This is a genomic window from Maribacter sp. IgM3_T14_3 (assembly GCF_049603095.1).
GTDB lineage: Bacteria > Bacteroidota > Bacteroidia > Flavobacteriales > Flavobacteriaceae > Maribacter.
In genome coordinates, this window is record NZ_CP187138.1 from 2,663,775 (window position 1) to 2,684,021 (window position 20,247).

Here is a 20,247-nt window from a genome sequence, read left to right on the forward strand (position 1 = left end):
TATTATTGAAACTTACTTAAAAGTACCACTAAGAGGTTTTGATATCGTATTATTAACTTGCAGCTATTAGTTGAAAAACAAAATGAAAGAATTTAAAGGCCGAAAACTAGAAATCGTAAAAACAGCCTCCTCACTTTTTAACACTATGGGGTACAAAAATGTAACCATGCGGGTACTTGCTGAGGAAATAGGAATAAAAGCGGCCAGTTTATATAATCATATCTCGTCAAAACAAGAAATACTCTCTGCGATTATAATTTCATTGGCAGAACAATTTACCAATAGTATGGATACTGTTATGGCCGATGATTCTACCCCTGTTGAAAAAATTAAAAGCATAATTATTCATCATATAGAAATTACATTGAACAATCCGAATGGCACCGCTTCCTTACAGAATGATTGGATGTACCTCGAGGGAGATGACCTTATTTACTTCAAAAAAATGCGAAAGCAATATGAAGAAAATTTCAGGCAGATTATAAAAAGTGGAATAGCTTCTGGTGAAATTAGAAAGATAGATTCTGAAACGATGCTTTTTTCAATACTTACCACACTTAGGTCTTTGTATATATGGTATTCTCGGCAAAAAGAGAAGGATAAAGACAAATTAAAAGCGGATATGATAAGTGTCTTGTTAGACGGTATCCGAGCATAATAACATCGAATTATTTCATTGAATTTTAAGGTCTATCAACAAATATATTTGGTAAACTAACAAATGTTAGTTATTTTTGTGTAAATGATTTGTTCTTATGGCTGACTTTCAAGAATTGACAATTTCCCATATTGAAAAAACTACCAAAGATTGTTCGGTACTTTCTTTTCAGGTTCCCGATGAGAAAAAGGAACATTTTAAGTTCAAGCAAGGGCAGTACCTCACCTTAGAATCACTCATTGAAAATGAAAATGTAAGACGTTCCTATTCCCTTTGTTCTAGTCCTTTTGATGATGAATGGAAAGTTGCCGTTAAGCAAATTCACAATGGCGTTTTTTCCACCTTCGTGAATACAAAGTTAAAATCTGGAGATACTTTAAAGGTGATGCCTCCCAAGGGGGATTTTTATGTACACATTGACCCAACAGCTACTAAAAATTATATTGCTTTTGCTGCAGGTAGCGGTATTACTCCAATTTTATCCATTATAAAAACGCATTTAAAGGCAGAACCCAATGGTACCTTTAAATTGTTCTATGTCAACCGAACAGCAAAATCCATTATACTAAAAGAGGAAATAGAAGAATTGAAAAACCTGTTTTTCAATAGGTTTCAGGTGTTCTACTTTCTTACCAAAGAGCAGCGCGATATTCCATTTTTAAACGGTCGTTTCGACAAGGAGAAGTTGCAAATATTAACGAATTCTTTTATTCAAATAGAAAACACCGATAATTGTTTTATTTGCGGACCTCAAGACATGGTTTTCTTGATTCGTGATGAACTACAAGCGGCTGGATTATCAAAAGATAAAATACACTATGAACTTTTCTTTTCAGGAAGTTCAGAAGAGAATCAACAGCGCATAACCAAAGTTTTAGAACAAAAGGTGGAAGGCACCGAGGTGACCATTATCGATGGTAGTAAAGAGTTCCACTTTGTGATGACTGCAGACCATGACAACATTCTTGATGGTGCATTGGCAGCTGGGGCAGATTTGCCGTTCGCCTGCAAAGGTGGTGTTTGCAGTACCTGTAAATGTCGTGTACTAGAAGGCTCTGTAGAAATGAAAATAAACTATGCTTTAGACGAGAGTGAAGTAGCTCAAAATCTGGTCTTGAGCTGTCAATCAGTACCCACTTCAGAAAAGGTAGTGGTTGATTTTGACGTTTAAACATAAATCGTATAGCTATGAGTAAAGAAAAAATCAAAAATTTAGAAGAGCAATTTGATGCACGAATTGCCCGCGATGAAAAAATAGAAGCAAAAGACTGGATGCCAGAAAAATATCGCAAAACGCATATTCGGCAAATGTCTCAACATGCACATTCTGAAATTGTAGGAATGCTGCCAGAAGGAAACTGGATAAGCAGAGCGCCAAGTTTAAGAAGAAAAGTAGCTTTATTGGCAAAAGTGCAAGATGAAGCGGGGCATGGTTTATACCTCTATAGCGCTTGCGAGACCTTAGGTATTTCTAGAAACGAATTATATGAGCAATTGCATTCTGGTAAGGCTAAATACTCCAGTATTTTCAATTACCCTACCCTTACATGGGCAGACATGGGTGCTATTGGCTGGTTGGTAGATGGTGCTGCAATTATCAACCAGGTGCCATTGTGTAACACTTCTTATGGGCCTTATGCCAGAGCTATGGTCCGTGTTTGTAAAGAAGAGAGTTTTCATCAACGCCAAGGCTATGAAATCATGATAAAATTGGCGAATGGCAGTCAGGAACAAAAAGAATTGGCGCAAGATGCTTTAAATCGCTGGTGGTGGCCATCGCTAATGATGTTGGGACCTACGGATGGGGAATCAGTTCATACGGCGCAATCCATGAAATGGAAATTAAAGCGAAAGACCAATGATGAATTACGTCAACAATTTATAGACCAAACGGTGCCACAGGCAGATTTAATAGGCTTGACTATTCCTGATGCGGATTTAAAATGGAACGAGGAGCGTAAGAGTTATGACTTTGGAGAAATAAACTGGGACGAGTTTTGGCAAGTGGTCAAAGGACACGGACCATGTAATAAGGAACGCATGAATGCTCGTGTAAGTGCTTGGGAAAATGGTGGATGGGTTCGGGATGCCGCTATGGCGCATGCGGAAAAAAAAGAAAATAGAAAACTGGATAAAGCTGTTTAATATGGATAAGAATTGGCCCCTTTGGGAAGTCTTCATTAGAAGTAAAAACGGATTAGAGCATCGTCATGTGGGAAGTCTACATGCCTCAGATTCTGAAATGGCTTTAGATAACGCACGTGATGTCTATACTAGGCGTAATGAAGGTATTAGTATTTGGGTAACAGAGTCTAAGCATATTACTGCTTCTAACCCTGAGCATAGTGGGGAGCTTTTTGAACCTGCAAAAGACAAGATTTACCGTCACCCTACTTTTTATGAGCTGCCAGACGAAGTAAAACACATGTAATGAAAGAAAACTTATATAAGTATATTTTAGCCATTGCCGATAACTGTCTTATTCTAGGGCAACGTTTGGGCGAACTCTGTGGCCATGGTCCCAGTTTAGAAACTGATATAGCTTGTACCAATATTTCTCTTGATTTGTTGGGGCAAGTTCGCAGCTACTATCAATATGCCGCTAAAATCGCTGGTGATGGCAGAAAGGAAGATGATATTGCCATGCTACGAAAAGAACGTGAGTACGTAAATGTTCTATTGGTAGAGCAGCCCAATACAGATTTCGCACATACCATATGCAGGCAATTTCTATTTGATGTGTACCACCTTCTATTTTTAGACCAATTGCAGAACAGCACCGATATGACCTTATCGGCTATTGCAAAAAAATCGATTAAAGAAGTAAGCTACCACGAACGTTTTTCTTCCGATTGGGTAAAAAGACTAGGTGACGGTACTACAGAAAGCAAAGAAAAAACGCAAAACGCAATAGATTTTTTATGGACCTATACCGACGAGTTTTTTCATCAAACGGAAGCTGACAAGGCTATGCTTGAAGAAGGCGTTGGTGTTGATGTCACTCAATTAAAAGATAGCTACTATCAAAAAGTTACTGAAATACTAGATGCGGCAACGCTCTTCGTTCCAGAATCAAAGTGGTTTCAAAAAGGTGGTAAAGAGGGCATCCATACAGAACACATGGGATACATATTGAGTGATTTACAGTATATGCAGCGCACATACCCTAATATGGAATGGTAATAGAAATGCAACATATAGACAAACAATTAATTCCAATTTTAGAAAAGGTGTCCGACCCCGAGATTCCGGTACTTTCTATTATGGATATGGGAGTTGTTCGTTCTGCGGTCATTTCTGATACTGACACAGTACATGTTTTAATTACGCCAACCTATAGTGGTTGTCCTGCTATGGATGTGATTGGAGATGATATTACAGCCGCACTTAAAATTGCAGGGTATACTGCTACAATAGAATTAGTGTTGTCACCTGCATGGACAACAGATTGGATTACCATAAAAGGACGTAAAGCTCTAAAAGAATATGGTATTGCAGCACCCTTAGATGCACATGCCGATAAAGAAGCATTATTAGAAAATAAAAAAATTGTGAAATGTACCAATTGTGGTTCTACAGAAACCCAATTGGTAAGTCAATTTGGCTCAACCGCTTGTAAGGCATTGTTTAAATGTGAAAGTTGCCAAGAACCTTTTGACTATTTCAAATGCCTTAAATAACAATAATGGGAACCATACAAAAAGACATAGAAAACAACATTGCTTTTTTAAGACTGAATCGACCTGATGTCTATAATAGTTTTAATAGGGAAATGGCACTTCAATTGCAAAAAGAGCTGGACTTCTGTGCAAGTAGTGATTTGGTCAGATCGGTGGTTATTTCTGGAAACGGAAAAGCGTTTTGTGCTGGTCAAGACCTTAAAGAGGTGACCGATAAAGAATTAAACCCAGGGTTTCGTACGATTCTAGAAGAGCACTACGCTCCGATAATAGAAAAAATCAGGAACCTTAAAAAACCCGTGATTGCTGCCGTAGATGGAGTAGCTGCAGGGGCAGGCGCGAATATAGCATTAGCCTGTGATGTTGTAGTTGCTAGTGAAAGAACAAGCTTTATACAAGCGTTCAGCGGCATTGGCTTAGTGCCTGATAGTGGCGGCACCTTCTTTTTGCCAAGACTTATTGGTTTTCAAAAAGCATCGGCCTTGGCCATGTTGGGTGACAAAATCAAGGCAAAAGAAGCGGAACGTATGGGAATGATTTATAAAGTTTTTACTGTTGAAGCTTTTGATGAAGAAGTACAAAAAATAGCTGAGAAAATGGCACAAATGCCAACGATGGCACTAGGGCTAATTAAGCAAGCATTAAACAGTTCGATGACAAATTCGCTCGAAGACCAATTGAAACTAGAAACAGAGCTGCAATTGAAGGCATCAGAAAGTAATGATTACGAGGAGGGCGTGACGGCATTTCTTCAAAAAAGAAAACCAGAATTCAAAGGTAACTAGTATGAATGTAGGCGTTATAGGTTCAGGAACAATGGGCAGCGGTATTGCACAAGTAGCGGCAACTTCAGGTTGCACCGTAAACTTGTACGATACCAATCAAGAGGCATTGGACAGGGCTAAAGCAGCTCTAGAAAAGATATTATTGCGTTTAATTGAAAAAGGCCGCATAGATACCGCTGAGAAAAATAGAATTCAAAGCAACATTTCGTATGTAAATCATTTAAAAGATTTAAGCGGTTCGGACCTTACTATCGAGGCGATTATTGAAAATCTTGATATCAAGAAAAAAGTATTTTCAGAATTGGAAAGCTACGTTTCTGATGATTGCATTATCGCATCCAATACATCTAGTTTGTCAATTGCTTCCATTGCAGCTTCTTTGAAAAAGCCAGACCGTTGTATTGGAATTCACTTTTTCAATCCTGCGCCCTTAATGAAATTGGTAGAGGTGATTCCTGCTATTCAAACTTCAAAAGGGGTAGTGCAAAAATCCGTAGCGATTATTTCCGATTGGAAAAAAGTGGTAGCCGTAGCCAAAGACACTCCAGGTTTTATAGTGAACAAAGTGGCACGACCATTTTACAGTGAATCACTTCGAATATATGATGAAGGAATGGCATCTTTTGAAACCATTGATAGCAGTTTAAAAACTTTGGGAGGCTTCCGTATGGGACCATTTGAGCTAATGGATTTTATAGGAAACGATGTCAATTATGCGGTAACCGAATCCGTTTTTGCCTCTTTTTATTATGATGATCGATACAAACCTTCCTTTACACAAAAAAGACTTTCAGAAGCAGGATACCTAGGTAGAAAATCGGATAGAGGATATTACGATTATACCAGCATCTCTGATTTAGAAAAGCATCAGGATAAATATACAAGCAGCGATGTATTTTTGAAGCAACAAATATTGGAGCGTGTTCTGGCAATGCTTATCAATGAAGCGGCAGATACCTTATTTATGGGAATTGCTACTGCAGAGGATATTGATAATGCAATGACCAAAGGCGTAAACTACCCTAAAGGATTGTTAGCATGGGCCGATGAAAAAGGAACGGATTGGTGTGTAACAATGATGGATAAGTTATATGATGAATATCATGAAGATAGATATCGATGTAGCCCATTATTGCGAAGTATGAACAAGGAAAATAAAAATTTTTTTAATGGAAGGAAAAGATATTCCCTTTAGAATGCTAGATGCGGATCCATTCAGTAATTGGTTGGGTATAGCGATACTGGAATCTAGGGTAGGTTATTGCAGGGTAGGTATGACCATCCGCAGAGAAATGTTGAACAGCATGGGAAAAGCTCACGATGGCATAACATTCTCTTTGGCGGATACTGCTTTTGGGTTTACCAGCAATACCCACGGAAAATATGCAGTATCTATTGAAACATCTATCAATCATATTGAAGCATTAGAGGAAGGCGATTTTATTACTGCGGAATGTAGTTTAGAAAAAGTAAAGAATAAAGTAGGGTTTAATGTCATCGAAGTAAAAAAAGGTGATGATTTGGTAGCACTATTCAAAGGTGTCGTATACAGAACACAAAAAGATTGGGAATAAAATGAAAGAAGCATATATCATAGATGGCGTTAGAACACCAATCGGAAGTTATCAAGGTACATTATCGGCTATAAGAACAGATGATTTAGGGGCTTTGGTGATTAAGGAAATTGTATCTAGAAATCCAGCTATCCCAAAAGAAGCCTATGACGATGTTATCATGGGTTGCGCAAACCAAGCAGGAGAAGATAACCGTAATGTAGCGCGAATGTCTTCCTTATTAGCAGGATTGCCTTTTAGTGTTCCTGGTGAAACGGTAAATCGTTTATGTAGTTCTGGCCTATCCGCAATCATTCATGCAAATAGAGCTATCAAAGCCGGGGACGGTGATGTATTTATTGCTGGTGGTGTGGAGAATATGACACGTGGGCCATATGTCATTTCAAAACCCTCAACAGGTTTTGGTGGTGATTCTAGAATGTATGATTCTACATTCGGGTGGCGATTTATCAATCCGCAAATGCAAAGAATGTACGGTACGGACGGCATGGGAATTACAGCTGAAAACTTAGTGGATAAATACAATATTTCAAGGGAAGACCAAGACACCTTTGCCTATGGTAGCCAGATGAAGGCAACCAAAGCTCAAGAAAATGGTCGTTTGGCAAAAGAAATTGTTACCGTAGAAATTCCTCAGCGTAAAAAAGACCCTATTCAATTTTCAAAAGACGAGTTTGTAAAGCCAACAACAACTCCTGAGATTTTGGCAAAACTAAGACCAGCATTTAAAAAAGAAGGCGGTAGTGTAACCGCTGGAAATTCCTCTGGATTAAATGATGGTGCTGCGGCAACTATAATCGCTTCTGAAGATGCGGTTAAAAAATATAATCTTAAGCCAATCGCTAGAATTGTAAGTTCTGCGGTGGTTGGTGTAGAACCTAGAATAATGGGTATTGGACCCGTAGAAGCATCAAATAAAGCTTTGAAAAAAGCGGGTTTGACCATGGCAGATATGGATGTTATCGAATTGAACGAGGCTTTTGCATCGCAGGCACTTGCCTGTATAAGAGCTTGGGGGTTAGCTGATGATGATGCCAGAATAAACCCAAATGGAGGTTCTATTGCCATCGGACATCCACTTGGGGTGACAGGTACAAGAATTGCCTATTCCGCAGCTTTAGAACTACAAGAACAAAACAAGAGGTATGCTTTGATTACCATGTGTATTGGTGTGGGGCAGGGGTATGCCGCAATTATTGAAAGAGTCTAAGTAAAGGAAAAGAGGTATGAAGAAGTCACAAAATTTTGTTTTAGATAATTGGGTCGAGGGTAAAGGTGAAGGAGTACCCATGTTCGATGCCGTAACGGGCGAAGTAGTTTCCCTTTCCGATACCGAAGGGTTAAACTTTGAAGAAATACTACATCACGGCAGAACGGTTGGCGGAGAAATACTTCGGAAAATGACCTTTCAAGAGCGGGGTAATATGCTTAAATCCTTAGCACTACATCTCACTAAGAAGAAAGAAGCCTTTTACGAACTTAGTTATAGAACGGGTGCCACAAGAATTGATAGTTGGATTGATATTGAAGGTGGTTTTGGTAACCTATTTGCCAATGCATCCCTTCGTAAATTGTTTCCCAATCAATCGTATCATGTAGAAGGTGAACCTATAGACTTATCTAAAGGAGGCCGTTTTATGGGACATCATATTATGGTGCCTAAAAGAGGGGTTGCTATTCATATTAATGCTTTTAACTTCCCTATTTGGGGCATGTTAGAAAAATGCGCTTGTAATTGGATGGCAGGAGTGCCTGCTGTGGTAAAACCAGCAACCAATACATCATACTTAACCGAAGCCGTAGTTAAAGAAATTGTAGCTTCGGGTATCTTACCCAAAGGAGCTTTGCAATTAATTACGGGTTCTGCAAGAACGATATTAGAAACTGTAGATTCTCAAGACGTGGTAACATTTACAGGCTCTGCTAGCACAGGTAGACTTTTAAAGTCTAATCCTAGAATTATAAATGAATCGGTTCCTTTTACTATGGAAGCAGATTCTTTAAACTCCTGTATTTTAGGAGAAGATGCGATTCCTGGCACACCAGAATTTTCTTTGTTTATAAAAGAAGTGAGAAAAGAGATGACCGTGAAGTGCGGACAAAAATGTACTGCAATACGGAGGGTAATTGTTCCTGAAAAATTGGTAGAAGATGTTCAGATAGCCTTAGGAAAAGAACTAGCTAAAATTACCATAGGAGACCCACGACTTAAGGAAGTAAGAATGGGAGCTTTGGTTAGTAAAGACCAAGTAATCGAGGTAAAAGAACGTGTTGCTGAATTGGCAAAAACTGCTGAAATCGTATATGGCGATTTTGAGAAAAATGATATTATTGGCGGCAACTACAAAGACGGTGCATTTTTAAGTCCCATAGTCTTAAGAGAGGATAATCCTTTTGAAAACTTAAGGGTTCATGATACTGAGGCCTTTGGGCCTGTAAGTACCATAATGCCCTATAAGAATTTAGAAGAGGCAATAACCTTGGCGCAAATGGGCAAAGGTTCTTTGGTCTCCTCTATAGTAACTAATGATGATAAAATAGCCAAGGAATATACCATTAACGCTGCGGCATATCACGGTAGAATTCTAATTTTAAATAGAGATAGTGCTAAAGAAAGTACAGGTCATGGTTCGCCATTACCAACCTTGGTCCATGGTGGTCCTGGTCGCGCAGGTGGCGGTGAAGAAATGGGCGGTTTACGTGGCATAAAGCATTATTTGCAACGTACGGCAATTCAAGGCTCTCCCACTACGCTTACCGAAGTAACTGGTATTTATCAGCCGAATGCCAAATACAAAGAGGCAGCACAACATCCCTTTAAATACCACTGGGAAGATATTCAACCGGGCATGTCTTTAAAGACCCATAAGCGGACTTTTACAGATACAGATATAATCAATTTTGCCAATGTTACTTGGGATCATTTTTATGCCCATACCGACATTACGTCTTTAGAGGGCAGTATTTTTGAGAAAAGAACGGCACATGGTTATTTCATTATTTCCGCTGCCGCGGGATTATTTGTTTACCCGAATAAGGGCCCTGTTTCTGCCAATTATGGATTAGAGGAATGTAGGTTCCTTCGTCCATTATATCACAACGATACAGTTTATGTGCGCCTGACTTGCAAACAAAAAGTAGACAGAGATGTAGCGAGTGCAGAGCACCCAAGTGGCATCGTAAAATGGTTTGTTGAGGTTTTTGATGCCGAAGATGAATTGGTGGCCATTGCTACTATTTTGACCATGGTGCAAAAGAGGCAAGAATCCTTAGTTGAAATAACTGAAGATAAGATTACGGAGTCTTTAGCGAAGTTGACAGAAACTTCAAAACCAAAATGGGGTATCATGACTGCCCAGCATATGATTGAACATCTAGATTTCACTTATAAAATAGCTGCTGGAGAAGTACAGGATTTTGATATTGCAACTCCAGAAAAGATATTAGAAAAAGTACACAATAGTCTCTATGATTATGAGCCATTTCCAAAAAATAGTCAGTTTCCGCTATTGGAAAAAGACACGCTTGCTCCTTTACAATATCCCGATTTACAGACTGCTATTGAGAATCTTATTAGGTCTCGATCTAGCTATTTATCCTATTTTAAAGAAAATCCAGAAGCCAAGTTAAAGAATTTAGTCTTTGGGGAGCTGAATAAATACGAATGGTATTTGCTGGAACGAAAGCATTTGAACCACCATTTTGAACAATTCGGATTGATATAATATGACAGAACCGTACGTAAAACAAACGATAGAAAGCGAAGTAGGATATATTGAATTTTTTCATCCTTCCCAAAATTCGCTTCCAGGAGATATCTTGGACAAGCTTGCTGAAACTATTACTGAAACAGGAGCAAACGATGCTATAAAAGTTATTGTTCTAAAAAGTGGAGGTGACCGTACCTTCTGTGCAGGGGCAAGTTTTAAAGAGTTAATCAATATTAATGACGCAGCAACCGGTAAAGTATTCTTTTCAGGCTTTGCCAATGTGATTAATGCAATGCGAAAATGCCCCAAATTTATAATTGGTCGTATTCAAGGTAAGACTGTTGGGGGTGGAGTAGGCTTGGCAGCAGCTACCGATTATTGTATGGCATCAAAATATGCCGCAATTAAGTTGAGTGAACTGAATATAGGTATAGGACCATTTGTAGTAGGTCCGGCAATAGAACGCAAGATTGGTTTAAGCGGCATGTCGCAGATTGCAATCGATGCCAATACCTTTTATCCCGCAGAATGGGCGAAGGAAAAAGGCTTATTTACCCATGTATTTGAAAGTAATGAAGCACTGGATGAGGCTGTAAAAAAAACAGTAGAACATTTGTGCACCTACAATACGGAAGCCATGAAAAATATGAAAAGTGTATTCTGGAAAGGCACCGATGACTGGGATGAACTATTAATGGAACGGGCGGAGACCAGTGGAAATTTAGTGCTATCTAATTTTACAAAAGAGAAATTAAAAGGATTTAAATAAAATAGTTCTATGAACTTTTATACCAGAAAATGGATAAAACCTGAAGACTTAAACCCAAATCACACTCTTTTCGGAGGAAGGTTATTGCAATGGATTGATGAGGAAGCGGCACTTTTTTCTATAATACAATTAGATAATGATAGAGTAGTAACCAAATATATAACAGAAATCAATTTTAAAGCTTCTGCTCGTTCAGGAGATATTGTTGAAATTGTTTTATGTATTCTGAAGTTTGGAAAAACATCTGTTACTTTAAAATGTGAAGTCCGTAATATTCAGAGCCAAGAAATCATCATAACGATAGATAACATTGTTATGGTAAATCTAGATAAGTATGGTAATAGTTTACCACATGGAAAAACAGAAACAACAGTAAAATTAAAATAATGATTTACAGTTTTAAGGGTTACATACCGGTAGTACATGAAAGTAGTTTTGTACATCCTTTGGCCGCCGTAACTGGTAATGTCATCATTGGCAAAAACTGTTATATAGGGCCAGGTGCTGCTATTCGCGGTGATTGGGGACAAATTATTTTGGAAGACGGTGTGAACGTTCAAGAGAATTGCACCGTGCATATGTTTCCGGGTAAATCTATAGTTTTAAAAGAAAGTGCACATGTCGGCCATGGGGCTATTATCCATGGGGCAAATTTAGGAAAGAATTGCCTTATCGGTATGAACTCGGTCATTATGGATGATGTGGAAATTGGAGACGAATCCATAATTGGGGCAATGGCATTTGTGCCTGCTGAAACTAATATTCCTGCAAGAAGTTTGGTCGTTGGAAACCCAGCAAAAGTGGTGAAGCAAGTTAGTGATGAGATGATAGCTTGGAAAACTAATGGCACCAAACTGTATCAAGAACTGCCGAAAGAATGTCATGAAAGTCTAAAGGAGGTTGCTCCATTACGTGAAGTTCCAAAAGACCTTCCTAAACAAGATAATGCATATCGAACACTTCGAGAAAGTTTTAAAAAGAAGTGATTTGAAGACAATAGAGTCACTACCAACTCAAAAAAATGCCCTGTGGAGTTTAGCTCTTTACCAACATCAAAAATAAATCAACCCAATAAAATATAAATGACCAATTCTTTGAAAGACATCGGAATTACCCATAGTAATATCAATACCCAAACTTCTCCAGAAGTGCTACAATCAATTAGCATTAAGAAAAATATGGGCCAGGAAAATTCGGATGGTGTATTATGTATCAATACAGGTGAGTTTACCGGGCGTTCTCCAAATGACCGTTTTATTGTAAAAGATGATATTACTAAAGACAAAATTTGGTGGGGGGCTATTAATATCCCTTTTAAACCAGAAAAATTTGATGATTTATATGATAAGGTAATTTCATATTTGAATCAAAAGGAACTTTATGTTCGTAGTTGTTATGCATGTGCGCATAGTAATTACCAAATGAGTATTCGGGTTGTAAACGAATATCCTTGGTCCAATATGTTCGCTTACAATATGTTTATACGACCAACGGAGGAAGAATTAAAAACCTTTGAGCCAGAATGGACGGTGATAAATGCACCAGGTTTTTTGGCGAATCCAAAAACAGATGGAACACGCCAACATAATTTTGCTATTTTAAATTTTACAAAAAAAATAGCTTTGATTGGTGGTACTGGCTATACAGGTGAAATTAAAAAAGGTATTTTTTCTGCGTTAAACTTCATACTTCCGACGGAGAAAAATACCTTGCCAATGCATTGTTCTGCTAGCATAGGTGAAAAAGGAGATACCGCAATTTTCTTTGGATTATCCGGCACAGGAAAAACAACCTTGTCAACAGATGCCAAACGAAAACTTATTGGTGACGATGAGCATGGGTGGAGTATGGATAACGAGATTTTTAATTTCGAAGGCGGTTGCTATGCAAAAGTGATTAATCTATCTAAAGAAAGTGAGCCTGAAATTTACGGTGCCATTAAAAAGGGCGCTATTTTAGAGAACGTAGTATTGGATGATAAGGGGAATGTAAACTACACAGACACATCCATTACCCAGAATACAAGAGTAAGTTATCCTATTCATCATATCGATAATATTCAATCGCCTTCAATAGGGGGAAATCCAAAGAATATTTTTTTTTTGACTGCTGATGCTTTTGGGGTGTTACCTCCAATTTCGAAGTTAACACCAAACCAAGCTGCTTATCACTTTATCTCAGGTTATACCGCCAAGGTCGCTGGTACCGAAGCGGGAGTTGTTGAGCCTATGCCTTCTTTTTCTGCATGTTTCGGCGCACCGTTCATGCCATTGCATCCAGCTAAATATGCCGAAATGTTAAGTAAGAAAATGAAAGATGCGGGTGTAAATGTGTGGTTGGTGAATACGGGTTGGACAGTCGGTCCTTACGGAATAGGTACTCGAATGAAATTAAAGTATACCCGCGCTATGATAGATGCAGTTCTCAATGGTGAGCTAGGAGCTTACAATTACGATAATTATCATATTCATTCAGTTTTCGGAGTTGCGCAGCCACGTGAATGCCCAGGTGTCCCAACAGACGTTTTAAGTCCGAGAACCACTTGGAACGATGATAAGGCTTATTACGAAACAGCTTTCAAACTAGCGAATGCTTTTCGAGAGAATTTTAAAAAGTTCGAAGCGTACGCAAGTGAAGAAATTCATCGTGGTGGACCACAGCGCTTCGCGTTCTAAAATTAGGTCATAATTCATCTTTTGAATTCTAGCAGCTACAATACGATTAAAGCGACCAGACTAAATTACTTTTTCGGTATGCGGAAGGCGACATCCCCTCTATTTTTTTAAAGGAATTACAAAAATGCTCGTAGGTATTGAAACCACTTTGAAAAGCGACACTCCGCAAATCTTCTGATTTGTCGATAAGCTTTTTCGATAAGTCGATTCGTTCTTTCATTATATAATTTACAGGTGTAACACCGATACTGGTTTTGAATCTATTGAAAAGATTTGTTTTTCCTACCCCGGCAATTGCTGCCAAATCGTCAATAGTGATTTTATTGCTAAGATTGGTTTTGATATAGTGAATGATAGATGCCACTTTTTTGTCTTTAATTCTATTATTAAAATTTTCCTTTAAGAGCTTACCCGCCTCGGTTTGAAAAAGTCTTGATAGAAACTCTTTGAGCATAAGAGCATGTATTACATCGTCTCGTTCTGAAGTTCTACCCTTAACAGATTTAAATAATCGCTGAAAGCACTCGATACTGGCCTCGTCATTTAGACAAATGTGGTTGTTAGTATGTGATATTGAACTATCCTTATTTGGAAAAAAACCGTTAGGTTCGTGCAATAACTCTTCATAAAAAGATTCTAAGAATTCTGGAGCCACATCTAAAACCAAGCACTTGGTGGGATTGGATAAACTCGCATTAGCAATAGCTACTTTCTGTACGACTCCTTTCTCGGGAATAAAAACCATACCTGGATAAAACTCGATATGCACATTTTCAGATTTCACGGTTTTATGCCCAACCATCATCAATGTTATTACGTAACGGTTGAAGTAAAACTCCACATTCTCGCAAGGCGTATTGGTCTCATATACCGAGAGTTTATTGCCAGAAACGAATTCATAGTGCGTTCCTCTTTCAATAAATTTAGTTCCAGAAGTTGTCATAATATTGAATTATTATTCGATTTAAATGAATTATAACATTGAAAATACAATTTAATTAAAACATTTAACAATATATGTACTATAACATAATAATTATGCTTAATAATTCATTATTGTCTAATGAGCGTTCATTAATATTGAGGACTATTCTAAAAAGACATATTTATGAAAACGTATAATGTTAGTATTAATGGAGAGCTAAAAACAAGCACGGACACCTTTGAAGTAAAGAATCCAGCAACCGATGAAGTTATCGGTTTTGCACCGATCTCTAATGAAGAAGAAGTAAAGGAAGCAATCGAAGCAGCCAAAGCTGCGCAAAAAGACTGGGCTGCGCAATCGGATAAATATAGAAAAGGCAAGCTTATGGAAGCTGCCAAGGTTTTAGAAGATAACACCGAATACTTAGCACAATGGATAACCAAAGAACAAGGTAAGGCCATGGCTGGACCAGGTTCTATGTTTGAAATGCAAGCTTGTGTGGGTTGGACACAAGTACCAGCATCATTGGATTTACCGGTTGAAGTAGTCTTTGAAGACGAAGCTAGAAGGGATGAGCTACATAGAAAACCAGTAGGCGTTGTAGGTGCCATTGCACCTTGGAACTGGCCTTTAATGATTGCCATTTGGCAAATTATGCCATCACTTCGTGCAGGGAATACCGTGGTAATCAAACCTTCGGAGTACACCACTATTGGTACTTTAGAAATGGTTCGTTTGCTAAATACGGTCCTTCCAGCAGGGGTATTAAATTCTATTGCTGGTGGCGGTAAAGTAGGGGCCATGTTAGTTGAAAGTAAAGACGTAGATAAAATAATGTTTACAGGCTCTACCAGTACAGCACGAAAAATCATTGAGGCATCAGGAAATAACATGGCCAGATTGACTCTGGAATGTGGAGGTAACGACCCAGCTATTATTTTGCCAGGAACAGATATGACTTCTAAAGCTGGAGATTTATTCTGGGGAGCTTTCATAAATCAAGGACAAACTTGTGCATGCGCTAAAAGACTTTACGTACATGAAAATGACTATGAAAACGTAATCAATATACTTAATGATGTCAGTGGGCAAATGGCTATGGGTAATGGTATGGATGAAGGTGTGTTGTTAGGACCTATTCAGAATAAAATGCAATTTGACAAAGTAGTTGATTTGGTGGAAGATGCCAAGGCAAATGGAGCACGTGTTATTCGTGGCGGAAAAGCCACAGGTGGCGCAGGCTATTTTTATCCTATTACGCTAATAGCTGATGTAGATAATGGTTCTCGTATTGTTGATGAAGAACAATTTGGACCAGTGTTACCAATTATTAAATATAAAACTGTTGAGGAAGCTATACAAAAAGCTAACGATACTCGAACTGGTTTGGGTGCCTCTGTATGGAGCGATAATATAGACGAAGCCACCAAAGTAGCCCAGCAAATAGAATCTGGTACGGTATGGATCAACCAACATGGTGCAATACACCCAATGGTTCCATTTGGAGGAGTTAAAGATTCTGGTTATGGAGTTGAGTTTGGTATTGAGGGTTTAAAATCGGTAACACAACCAAGGGTTATCAGCATTAAAAAATAATACAATCAATCTAACAGAAATATCTTTTAAATGTATAATCCAAAATTAGAGACCTTACCTCTAGAAGAATTACGAAAATTACAGAATCAGCGGCTGGCTGTGATGCTCAAGAGAATTTACGATAAAGTCCCTTTTTATAAGAATAAGTTCGATGCTATAGGGTTGAAACCAGAAGACATAAAAGGAGTTGAAGATTTACATAAACTACCTTTTACCAAAAAGAGTGATTTACGTGATCACTATCCTTTCGGTCTTTTTACCTGTAAAGAAGACCAATTAAGAAGAATACATTGCTCTAGTGGTACAACAGGAAAACCTATTGTAGTGGGATATACTAAAAACGACTTGGATGTTTTTGATGAAGTGGTGGCGCGATCTTTGGCTTGTGCTGGTGCTAAACCAGGAATGAAATTGCACAATGCGTATGGGTACGGTCTTTTTACTGGAGGTTTGGGTATGCACTCTGGTGCAACCAAATTTGGTATGTCTGTTATTCCTATTTCAGGAGGAATGACAGACAGGCAATTAGACCTTCTAGAAGATTTCAAATCTGAGGTCATTTGCTGTACACCGTCATATGCACAAACAATTGCCAATGAATGTGTAAAAAGAGGTATTGATGTTGCCTCAAGGTTTAACCTTAAATATGCTATTCTTGGTGCAGAACCTTGGACAGAAGCTATCCGTCAGGAAATAGAGCAAAAGCTACACTTAAAAGCAACTAACATCTATGGTTTAAGTGAAATTATAGGGCCCGGAGTTTCTCAAGAAGATTTTGAAGAACAGGGTACAGGAAGTTATATCTGGGAAGATCATTTTTTTCCAGAAATTGTAGATAAAGACACGGGCAAACCACTGCCTTATGGTGAGGAAGGTGTTTTAGTATTCACAACCCTTACTAAGGAAGCTTTCCCTGTTTTGCGTTATTGGACCAACGATATTTGCAGTCTCACGTATGACCATAGCCACAAAAGAACCCACATAAAAATGGGGGCTTTAAAAGGAAGGTCAGACGATATGTTGATTATTAGAGGTGTTAACCTATTCCACACTCAAGTAGAGAGTATCATAGAAAATATACCGCAACTCACACCAAATTATCAACTTATCGTAACCAAGCAGAATGCAATGGATTGCGTTGAAGTTAAAGTGGAAACTTCAAATTCCAATGACATTAATAACGTTGATTTATCAAAAGGTTTTATCAAAAAAATCAAAGATAATATAGGAATTTCAATGAAAGTCACCTTGGTAGCACCAGGTGGTGTTCCAAGAAGTGAAGGAGGAAAGCTCAAAAGAATTTTAGATTTAAGAACTAAATAATCACTAACAACTAAATCAATAATTATGAAGAACTTTTTAGTAACGGCCCTGATTTTCGTTTTCAGTATGGGAATGGTATCAGCGCAAAAAACGGTTGATGGCACCGTAAAAGACAATTTAGGAGAACCGCTACCGGGAGTTAGTGTGTTGATAAAGAACACAACAACAGGTACTACTACAGACTTTGATGGAAATTATGCCATTGAAGTAACTGAGGGCAATGTTCTTGAATTTTCTTATATAGGATATACAAGTAAGTCTATTACAGTAGGCGCTAATAACACCTACAATATATCTTTAGCAGAGAATGTACAGGTTCTGAATGAAATTGTATTAACCTCAAGGAAAAAGGCCGAGTACGCCAAAGACATTCCTATTAGTATCACTGCTATTGGTGGCGTTGAGCTTCAAAAAAGTGGTTCTTTTGAATTCACAGATTACGCGTCTAAAGTACCCAACCTCTCTTTTGGTAAAGGTGGGGGTGGTGGTGATCTTGCTGATGGCAGAACATCAAACTCCATTACCATTAGGGGTATCACGGGTAATGCAACAACAGCTTTTTATTTAGATGAGATTCCGTTACCAGAAACTATTGACCCTAAATTAGTAGACATCAAACAAGTTGAAGTTTTACGTGGTCCTCAAGGAACTTTATATGGCTCAAGTGCCATGGGAGGTGCATTGAAGGTACTAACAAACGAACCGAATACTAAGGGTTTTTATGCTAATGTAGGTACCGAACTGAGCACAGTAAAAGAAGGTGGAGTGAATTATGGTGGAGACGTTGTGTTTAATGTACCTCTAAAAGAAAATAAAGCAGCTTTAAGATTGGTAGGGTTTTACAATTTAAAGAGCGGTATATTCGATAAGACACCTAATAACTATACTCCTTTGAATGGTAATCATCCAGTACTAACTGACGTAAAGGAAGATGTTGATGAGGAAAGAAGTTATGGTTTTCATGCGAGTTTAAAGTTTACTCCGAATGAAAAATGGACTATTCTTCCAAAATTAATCTATCAGAAAACAGAAGCTGACGGTTATAACCTTGCCGATATTCAGCCAGGGAATTTTACTGCTATTAGGTCTGCCGATATCGATGAGGATTTTGAGGATTCCTTTACCTCTACATCGCTTACCATTAAGCACGACACAGGAAAAGGTGAGTTTGTTTCAGCAACATCTTATTTTGATAGATTTTTTAGTGAGACCGAAGATATTACAGAATTTTTCAACTTTGCTTTCGAGATTGATGGAGATGACCTGTCTTATCCTGTAGCCATAAAAAGAGATGGTGACTACAATAAGTTTATTCAGGAATTACGTTATATTTCTGATACGGAGTCTAAAGTTAATTTTGCTGCTGGTGTGTTTTACGCGAATGAGACCCTTGATGAGATAAGTATAAGCGAATCTCCTGGCTTAGGTCAGTTTATTGAAGCCGCCGAGGAGGGTGATACATCGTTAGATGATATTTATCGTACTGAAAATAAATCTACTATAACCGAAATTGCCATATTCTCTGAATTGTACATAGACTTAACAGATAAATTAATAGGTACGTTAGGCGTGCGTTATTTTAATGCAAAAAGTGAGAGAGAGCGAACCGCATTTCCTTCCTTGGTATCAAATTATGAGCTTTTAGATGGTGAATTGCCAGACATAAATAACGATGGTTTTAATCCAAAATTTGGGTTGAGCTATAAAATCGATGATAATAACTTAATTTATACCACAGTATCAAAAGGGTTTAGAATTGGCGGTGTGAATGCTAATTTGCCCTCATTTAGTGTTGATGAGGCTATTGAACTTTTTGGTACAACCGAAGTTCCGCAAACCTATAAGTCAGATAACTTATGGAGTTATGAACTAGGGGGTAAATTAGCCTCAAAGAACAGAAAGTTCGTATTGAATACCGCAGTATTCTATAACAACTGGAACGACTTGCAGCTTAGAAGTCTATTACCAGCATCAGGATACAGTTTCCTTACCAATGTAGGTGCTGCTAGAAGTGCAGGCTTTGAGTTCGATGCAACTGTATATCCGACAAAAGGACTTTCATTGGGTGCCAGTTTTGGTTATATAGATTCTAAAATAACAGATTTGGGTGAAAATGAAATTTTTAGTCAAGCTGAAGAAGGAGCCGAAATTTTACTAGTACCCTCTGTAACAGCAGCTGGTAATGCTGAATACTCTTGGGATGCATTTGGAGGCAATATGTTTATAAGAGCTGATATTCAACATTCAGGCGAGCGTTTTAGTAGTTTTGATAGAACGCCTGAACGTACCTTGGGTGCATACACAATCGTCAATTCCAGACTAGGTTTGCAATTAAACAAAGCAGATATATCACTGTTTGTCAATAACTTAACCAATGAAAATGCTAACTTTGGCGATGTTATTTCCTTAGGTGCTGAAGTACCTGGTCGAGTTCGTTATGCACAGAGTAGACCAATCACAATTGGCACCTCTTTTAGGGTTAAATTTTGATAGTTAATTATTACTAACCATTAAGTTTAAGTGTCAATCACATCCGTCAATTTTGATGGATG

General features: G+C 38.2%; 19 protein-coding genes. 18 read left to right on the forward strand and 1 reads right to left on the reverse strand.

All coding sequences use genetic code 11. The annotated features are described in order from the left end of the window. Positions 1-82 precede the first annotated feature (82 nt). The 15 genes from ACPF9A_RS11970 to pckA all read left to right on the forward strand — a co-directional run bounded on the left by ACPF9A_RS11970 (position 83) and on the right by pckA (position 13,851). Positions 83-658 (forward strand): TetR/AcrR family transcriptional regulator, encoded by a 576-nt coding sequence (locus ACPF9A_RS11970; RefSeq protein WP_423997176.1) that lies wholly within the window; start codon positions 83-85, stop codon positions 656-658. A gap of 97 nt (positions 659-755) precedes the next feature. Beyond that, the gene (locus ACPF9A_RS11975) at positions 756-1,829 is read left to right on the forward strand and encodes a 2Fe-2S iron-sulfur cluster-binding protein (RefSeq protein ID WP_423997178.1); all 1,074 of its coding nucleotides are present in this window, start codon (positions 756-758) and stop codon (positions 1,827-1,829) included. Between the two features lie 17 nt (positions 1,830-1,846). Then, positions 1,847-2,803 carry a 1,2-phenylacetyl-CoA epoxidase subunit PaaA gene (gene paaA / locus ACPF9A_RS11980; RefSeq protein ID WP_158975387.1) on the forward strand — a complete coding sequence of 319 codons (957 nt, stop codon included), beginning with the start codon at positions 1,847-1,849 and terminating at the stop codon, positions 2,801-2,803. Between the two features lies 1 nt (position 2,804). Continuing rightward, the gene (gene paaB, locus ACPF9A_RS11985) at positions 2,805-3,089 is read left to right on the forward strand and encodes a 1,2-phenylacetyl-CoA epoxidase subunit PaaB (RefSeq protein ID WP_158975388.1); all 285 of its coding nucleotides are present in this window, start codon (positions 2,805-2,807) and stop codon (positions 3,087-3,089) included. Next, positions 3,089-3,841, forward strand: coding sequence for a 1,2-phenylacetyl-CoA epoxidase subunit PaaC (gene paaC / locus ACPF9A_RS11990; RefSeq protein WP_158975389.1), 753 nt, complete (start codon positions 3,089-3,091; stop codon positions 3,839-3,841). The genes paaB and paaC overlap by 1 nt, the downstream gene beginning before the upstream one ends. Beyond that, positions 3,835-4,338 carry a 1,2-phenylacetyl-CoA epoxidase subunit PaaD gene (gene paaD, locus ACPF9A_RS11995; RefSeq protein ID WP_423997182.1) on the forward strand — a complete coding sequence of 168 codons (504 nt, stop codon included), beginning with the start codon at positions 3,835-3,837 and terminating at the stop codon, positions 4,336-4,338. Before paaC ends, paaD begins: the two co-directional genes overlap by 7 nt. Before the next feature lie 5 nt (positions 4,339-4,343). Then, positions 4,344-5,123 (forward strand): enoyl-CoA hydratase-related protein, encoded by a 780-nt coding sequence (locus ACPF9A_RS12000; RefSeq protein WP_423997184.1) that lies wholly within the window; start codon positions 4,344-4,346, stop codon positions 5,121-5,123. 1 nt (position 5,124) lies between these two features. Next, complete coding sequence (locus ACPF9A_RS12005; protein ID WP_423997186.1) at positions 5,125-6,318, forward strand: 3-hydroxyacyl-CoA dehydrogenase NAD-binding domain-containing protein; 1,194 nt, start codon at positions 5,125-5,127, stop codon at positions 6,316-6,318. Beyond that, positions 6,293-6,697: a PaaI family thioesterase gene (locus ACPF9A_RS12010; protein WP_423997188.1), complete on the forward strand. Its 405-nt coding sequence runs from the start codon at positions 6,293-6,295 to the stop codon at positions 6,695-6,697. The genes ACPF9A_RS12005 and ACPF9A_RS12010 overlap by 26 nt, the downstream gene beginning before the upstream one ends. Before the next feature lies 1 nt (position 6,698). Further along, positions 6,699-7,907, forward strand: coding sequence for a 3-oxoadipyl-CoA thiolase (pcaF, locus tag ACPF9A_RS12015; protein ID WP_423997190.1), 1,209 nt, complete (start codon positions 6,699-6,701; stop codon positions 7,905-7,907). 16 nt (positions 7,908-7,923) lie between these two features. Then, complete coding sequence (paaZ, locus tag ACPF9A_RS12020; protein ID WP_423997192.1) at positions 7,924-10,422, forward strand: phenylacetic acid degradation bifunctional protein PaaZ; 2,499 nt, start codon at positions 7,924-7,926, stop codon at positions 10,420-10,422. Between the two features lies 1 nt (position 10,423). After that, on the forward strand, positions 10,424-11,176 hold the full coding sequence (locus tag ACPF9A_RS12025; RefSeq protein WP_423997194.1) for an enoyl-CoA hydratase/isomerase family protein: 753 nt from the start codon (positions 10,424-10,426) through the stop codon (positions 11,174-11,176). 9 nt (positions 11,177-11,185) lie between these two features. After that, positions 11,186-11,563, forward strand: a complete 378-nt coding sequence (locus ACPF9A_RS12030; protein ID WP_423997196.1) for an acyl-CoA thioesterase — start codon at positions 11,186-11,188, stop codon at positions 11,561-11,563. Beyond that, positions 11,563-12,162: a transferase hexapeptide repeat family protein gene (locus ACPF9A_RS12035; RefSeq protein WP_423997198.1), complete on the forward strand. Its 600-nt coding sequence runs from the start codon at positions 11,563-11,565 to the stop codon at positions 12,160-12,162. Before ACPF9A_RS12030 ends, ACPF9A_RS12035 begins: the two co-directional genes overlap by 1 nt. 96 nt (positions 12,163-12,258) lie before the next feature. After that, a complete protein-coding gene (pckA, locus tag ACPF9A_RS12040; protein WP_423997199.1) occupies positions 12,259-13,851 on the forward strand; it encodes a phosphoenolpyruvate carboxykinase (ATP) in 1,593 nt (530 codons plus the stop codon). Positions 13,852-13,897: 46 nt separating this feature from the next. On the opposite strand, the gene ACPF9A_RS12045 is transcribed toward pckA, so the two are convergent. Next, on the reverse strand, positions 13,898-14,794 hold the full coding sequence (locus ACPF9A_RS12045; protein WP_423997201.1) for a helix-turn-helix domain-containing protein: 897 nt from the start codon (positions 14,792-14,794) through the stop codon (positions 13,898-13,900). A gap of 165 nt (positions 14,795-14,959) precedes the next feature. On the opposite strand from ACPF9A_RS12045, the gene ACPF9A_RS12050 reads away from it, so the two are divergent. From ACPF9A_RS12050 to ACPF9A_RS12060, 3 genes are read left to right on the forward strand one after another with little or no spacing between them, the layout of a single operon-like run. Next, the gene (locus tag ACPF9A_RS12050) at positions 14,960-16,372 is read left to right on the forward strand and encodes an aldehyde dehydrogenase family protein (RefSeq protein WP_423997203.1); all 1,413 of its coding nucleotides are present in this window, start codon (positions 14,960-14,962) and stop codon (positions 16,370-16,372) included. A 30-nt stretch (positions 16,373-16,402) separates the two neighbouring features. Further along, positions 16,403-17,695, forward strand: a complete 1,293-nt coding sequence (locus ACPF9A_RS12055; protein WP_158975399.1) for a phenylacetate--CoA ligase family protein — start codon at positions 16,403-16,405, stop codon at positions 17,693-17,695. Between the two features lie 24 nt (positions 17,696-17,719). Next, positions 17,720-20,185 (forward strand): TonB-dependent receptor, encoded by a 2,466-nt coding sequence (locus ACPF9A_RS12060; protein ID WP_423997205.1) that lies wholly within the window; start codon positions 17,720-17,722, stop codon positions 20,183-20,185. The last annotated feature ends 62 nt before the right edge of the window (positions 20,186-20,247 follow it).

Bases quoted from the DNA above. Each gene is read 5' to 3' on its own strand.
- ACPF9A_RS11970 (WP_423997176.1), top strand. From the start codon at position 83: ATGAAAGAATTTAAAGGCCGAAAACTAGAAATCGTAAAAACAGCCTCC.
- ACPF9A_RS11975 (WP_423997178.1), top strand. From the start codon at position 756: ATGGCTGACTTTCAAGAATTGACAATTTCCCATATTGAAAAAACTACC.
- paaA (WP_158975387.1), top strand. From the start codon at position 1,847: ATGAGTAAAGAAAAAATCAAAAATTTAGAAGAGCAATTTGATGCACGA.
- paaB (WP_158975388.1), top strand. From the start codon at position 2,805: ATGGATAAGAATTGGCCCCTTTGGGAAGTCTTCATTAGAAGTAAAAAC.
- paaC (WP_158975389.1), top strand. From the start codon at position 3,089: ATGAAAGAAAACTTATATAAGTATATTTTAGCCATTGCCGATAACTGT.
- paaD (WP_423997182.1), top strand. From the start codon at position 3,835: ATGGTAATAGAAATGCAACATATAGACAAACAATTAATTCCAATTTTA.
- ACPF9A_RS12000 (WP_423997184.1), top strand. From the start codon at position 4,344: ATGGGAACCATACAAAAAGACATAGAAAACAACATTGCTTTTTTAAGA.
- ACPF9A_RS12005 (WP_423997186.1), top strand. From the start codon at position 5,125: ATGAATGTAGGCGTTATAGGTTCAGGAACAATGGGCAGCGGTATTGCA.
- ACPF9A_RS12010 (WP_423997188.1), top strand. From the start codon at position 6,293: ATGGAAGGAAAAGATATTCCCTTTAGAATGCTAGATGCGGATCCATTC.
- pcaF (WP_423997190.1), top strand. From the start codon at position 6,699: ATGAAAGAAGCATATATCATAGATGGCGTTAGAACACCAATCGGAAGT.
- paaZ (WP_423997192.1), top strand. From the start codon at position 7,924: ATGAAGAAGTCACAAAATTTTGTTTTAGATAATTGGGTCGAGGGTAAA.
- ACPF9A_RS12025 (WP_423997194.1), top strand. From the start codon at position 10,424: ATGACAGAACCGTACGTAAAACAAACGATAGAAAGCGAAGTAGGATAT.
- ACPF9A_RS12030 (WP_423997196.1), top strand. From the start codon at position 11,186: ATGAACTTTTATACCAGAAAATGGATAAAACCTGAAGACTTAAACCCA.
- ACPF9A_RS12035 (WP_423997198.1), top strand. From the start codon at position 11,563: ATGATTTACAGTTTTAAGGGTTACATACCGGTAGTACATGAAAGTAGT.
- pckA (WP_423997199.1), top strand. From the start codon at position 12,259: ATGACCAATTCTTTGAAAGACATCGGAATTACCCATAGTAATATCAAT.
- ACPF9A_RS12045 (WP_423997201.1), bottom strand. From the start codon at position 14,794: ATGACAACTTCTGGAACTAAATTTATTGAAAGAGGAACGCACTATGAA.
- ACPF9A_RS12050 (WP_423997203.1), top strand. From the start codon at position 14,960: ATGAAAACGTATAATGTTAGTATTAATGGAGAGCTAAAAACAAGCACG.
- ACPF9A_RS12055 (WP_158975399.1), top strand. From the start codon at position 16,403: ATGTATAATCCAAAATTAGAGACCTTACCTCTAGAAGAATTACGAAAA.
- ACPF9A_RS12060 (WP_423997205.1), top strand. From the start codon at position 17,720: ATGAAGAACTTTTTAGTAACGGCCCTGATTTTCGTTTTCAGTATGGGA.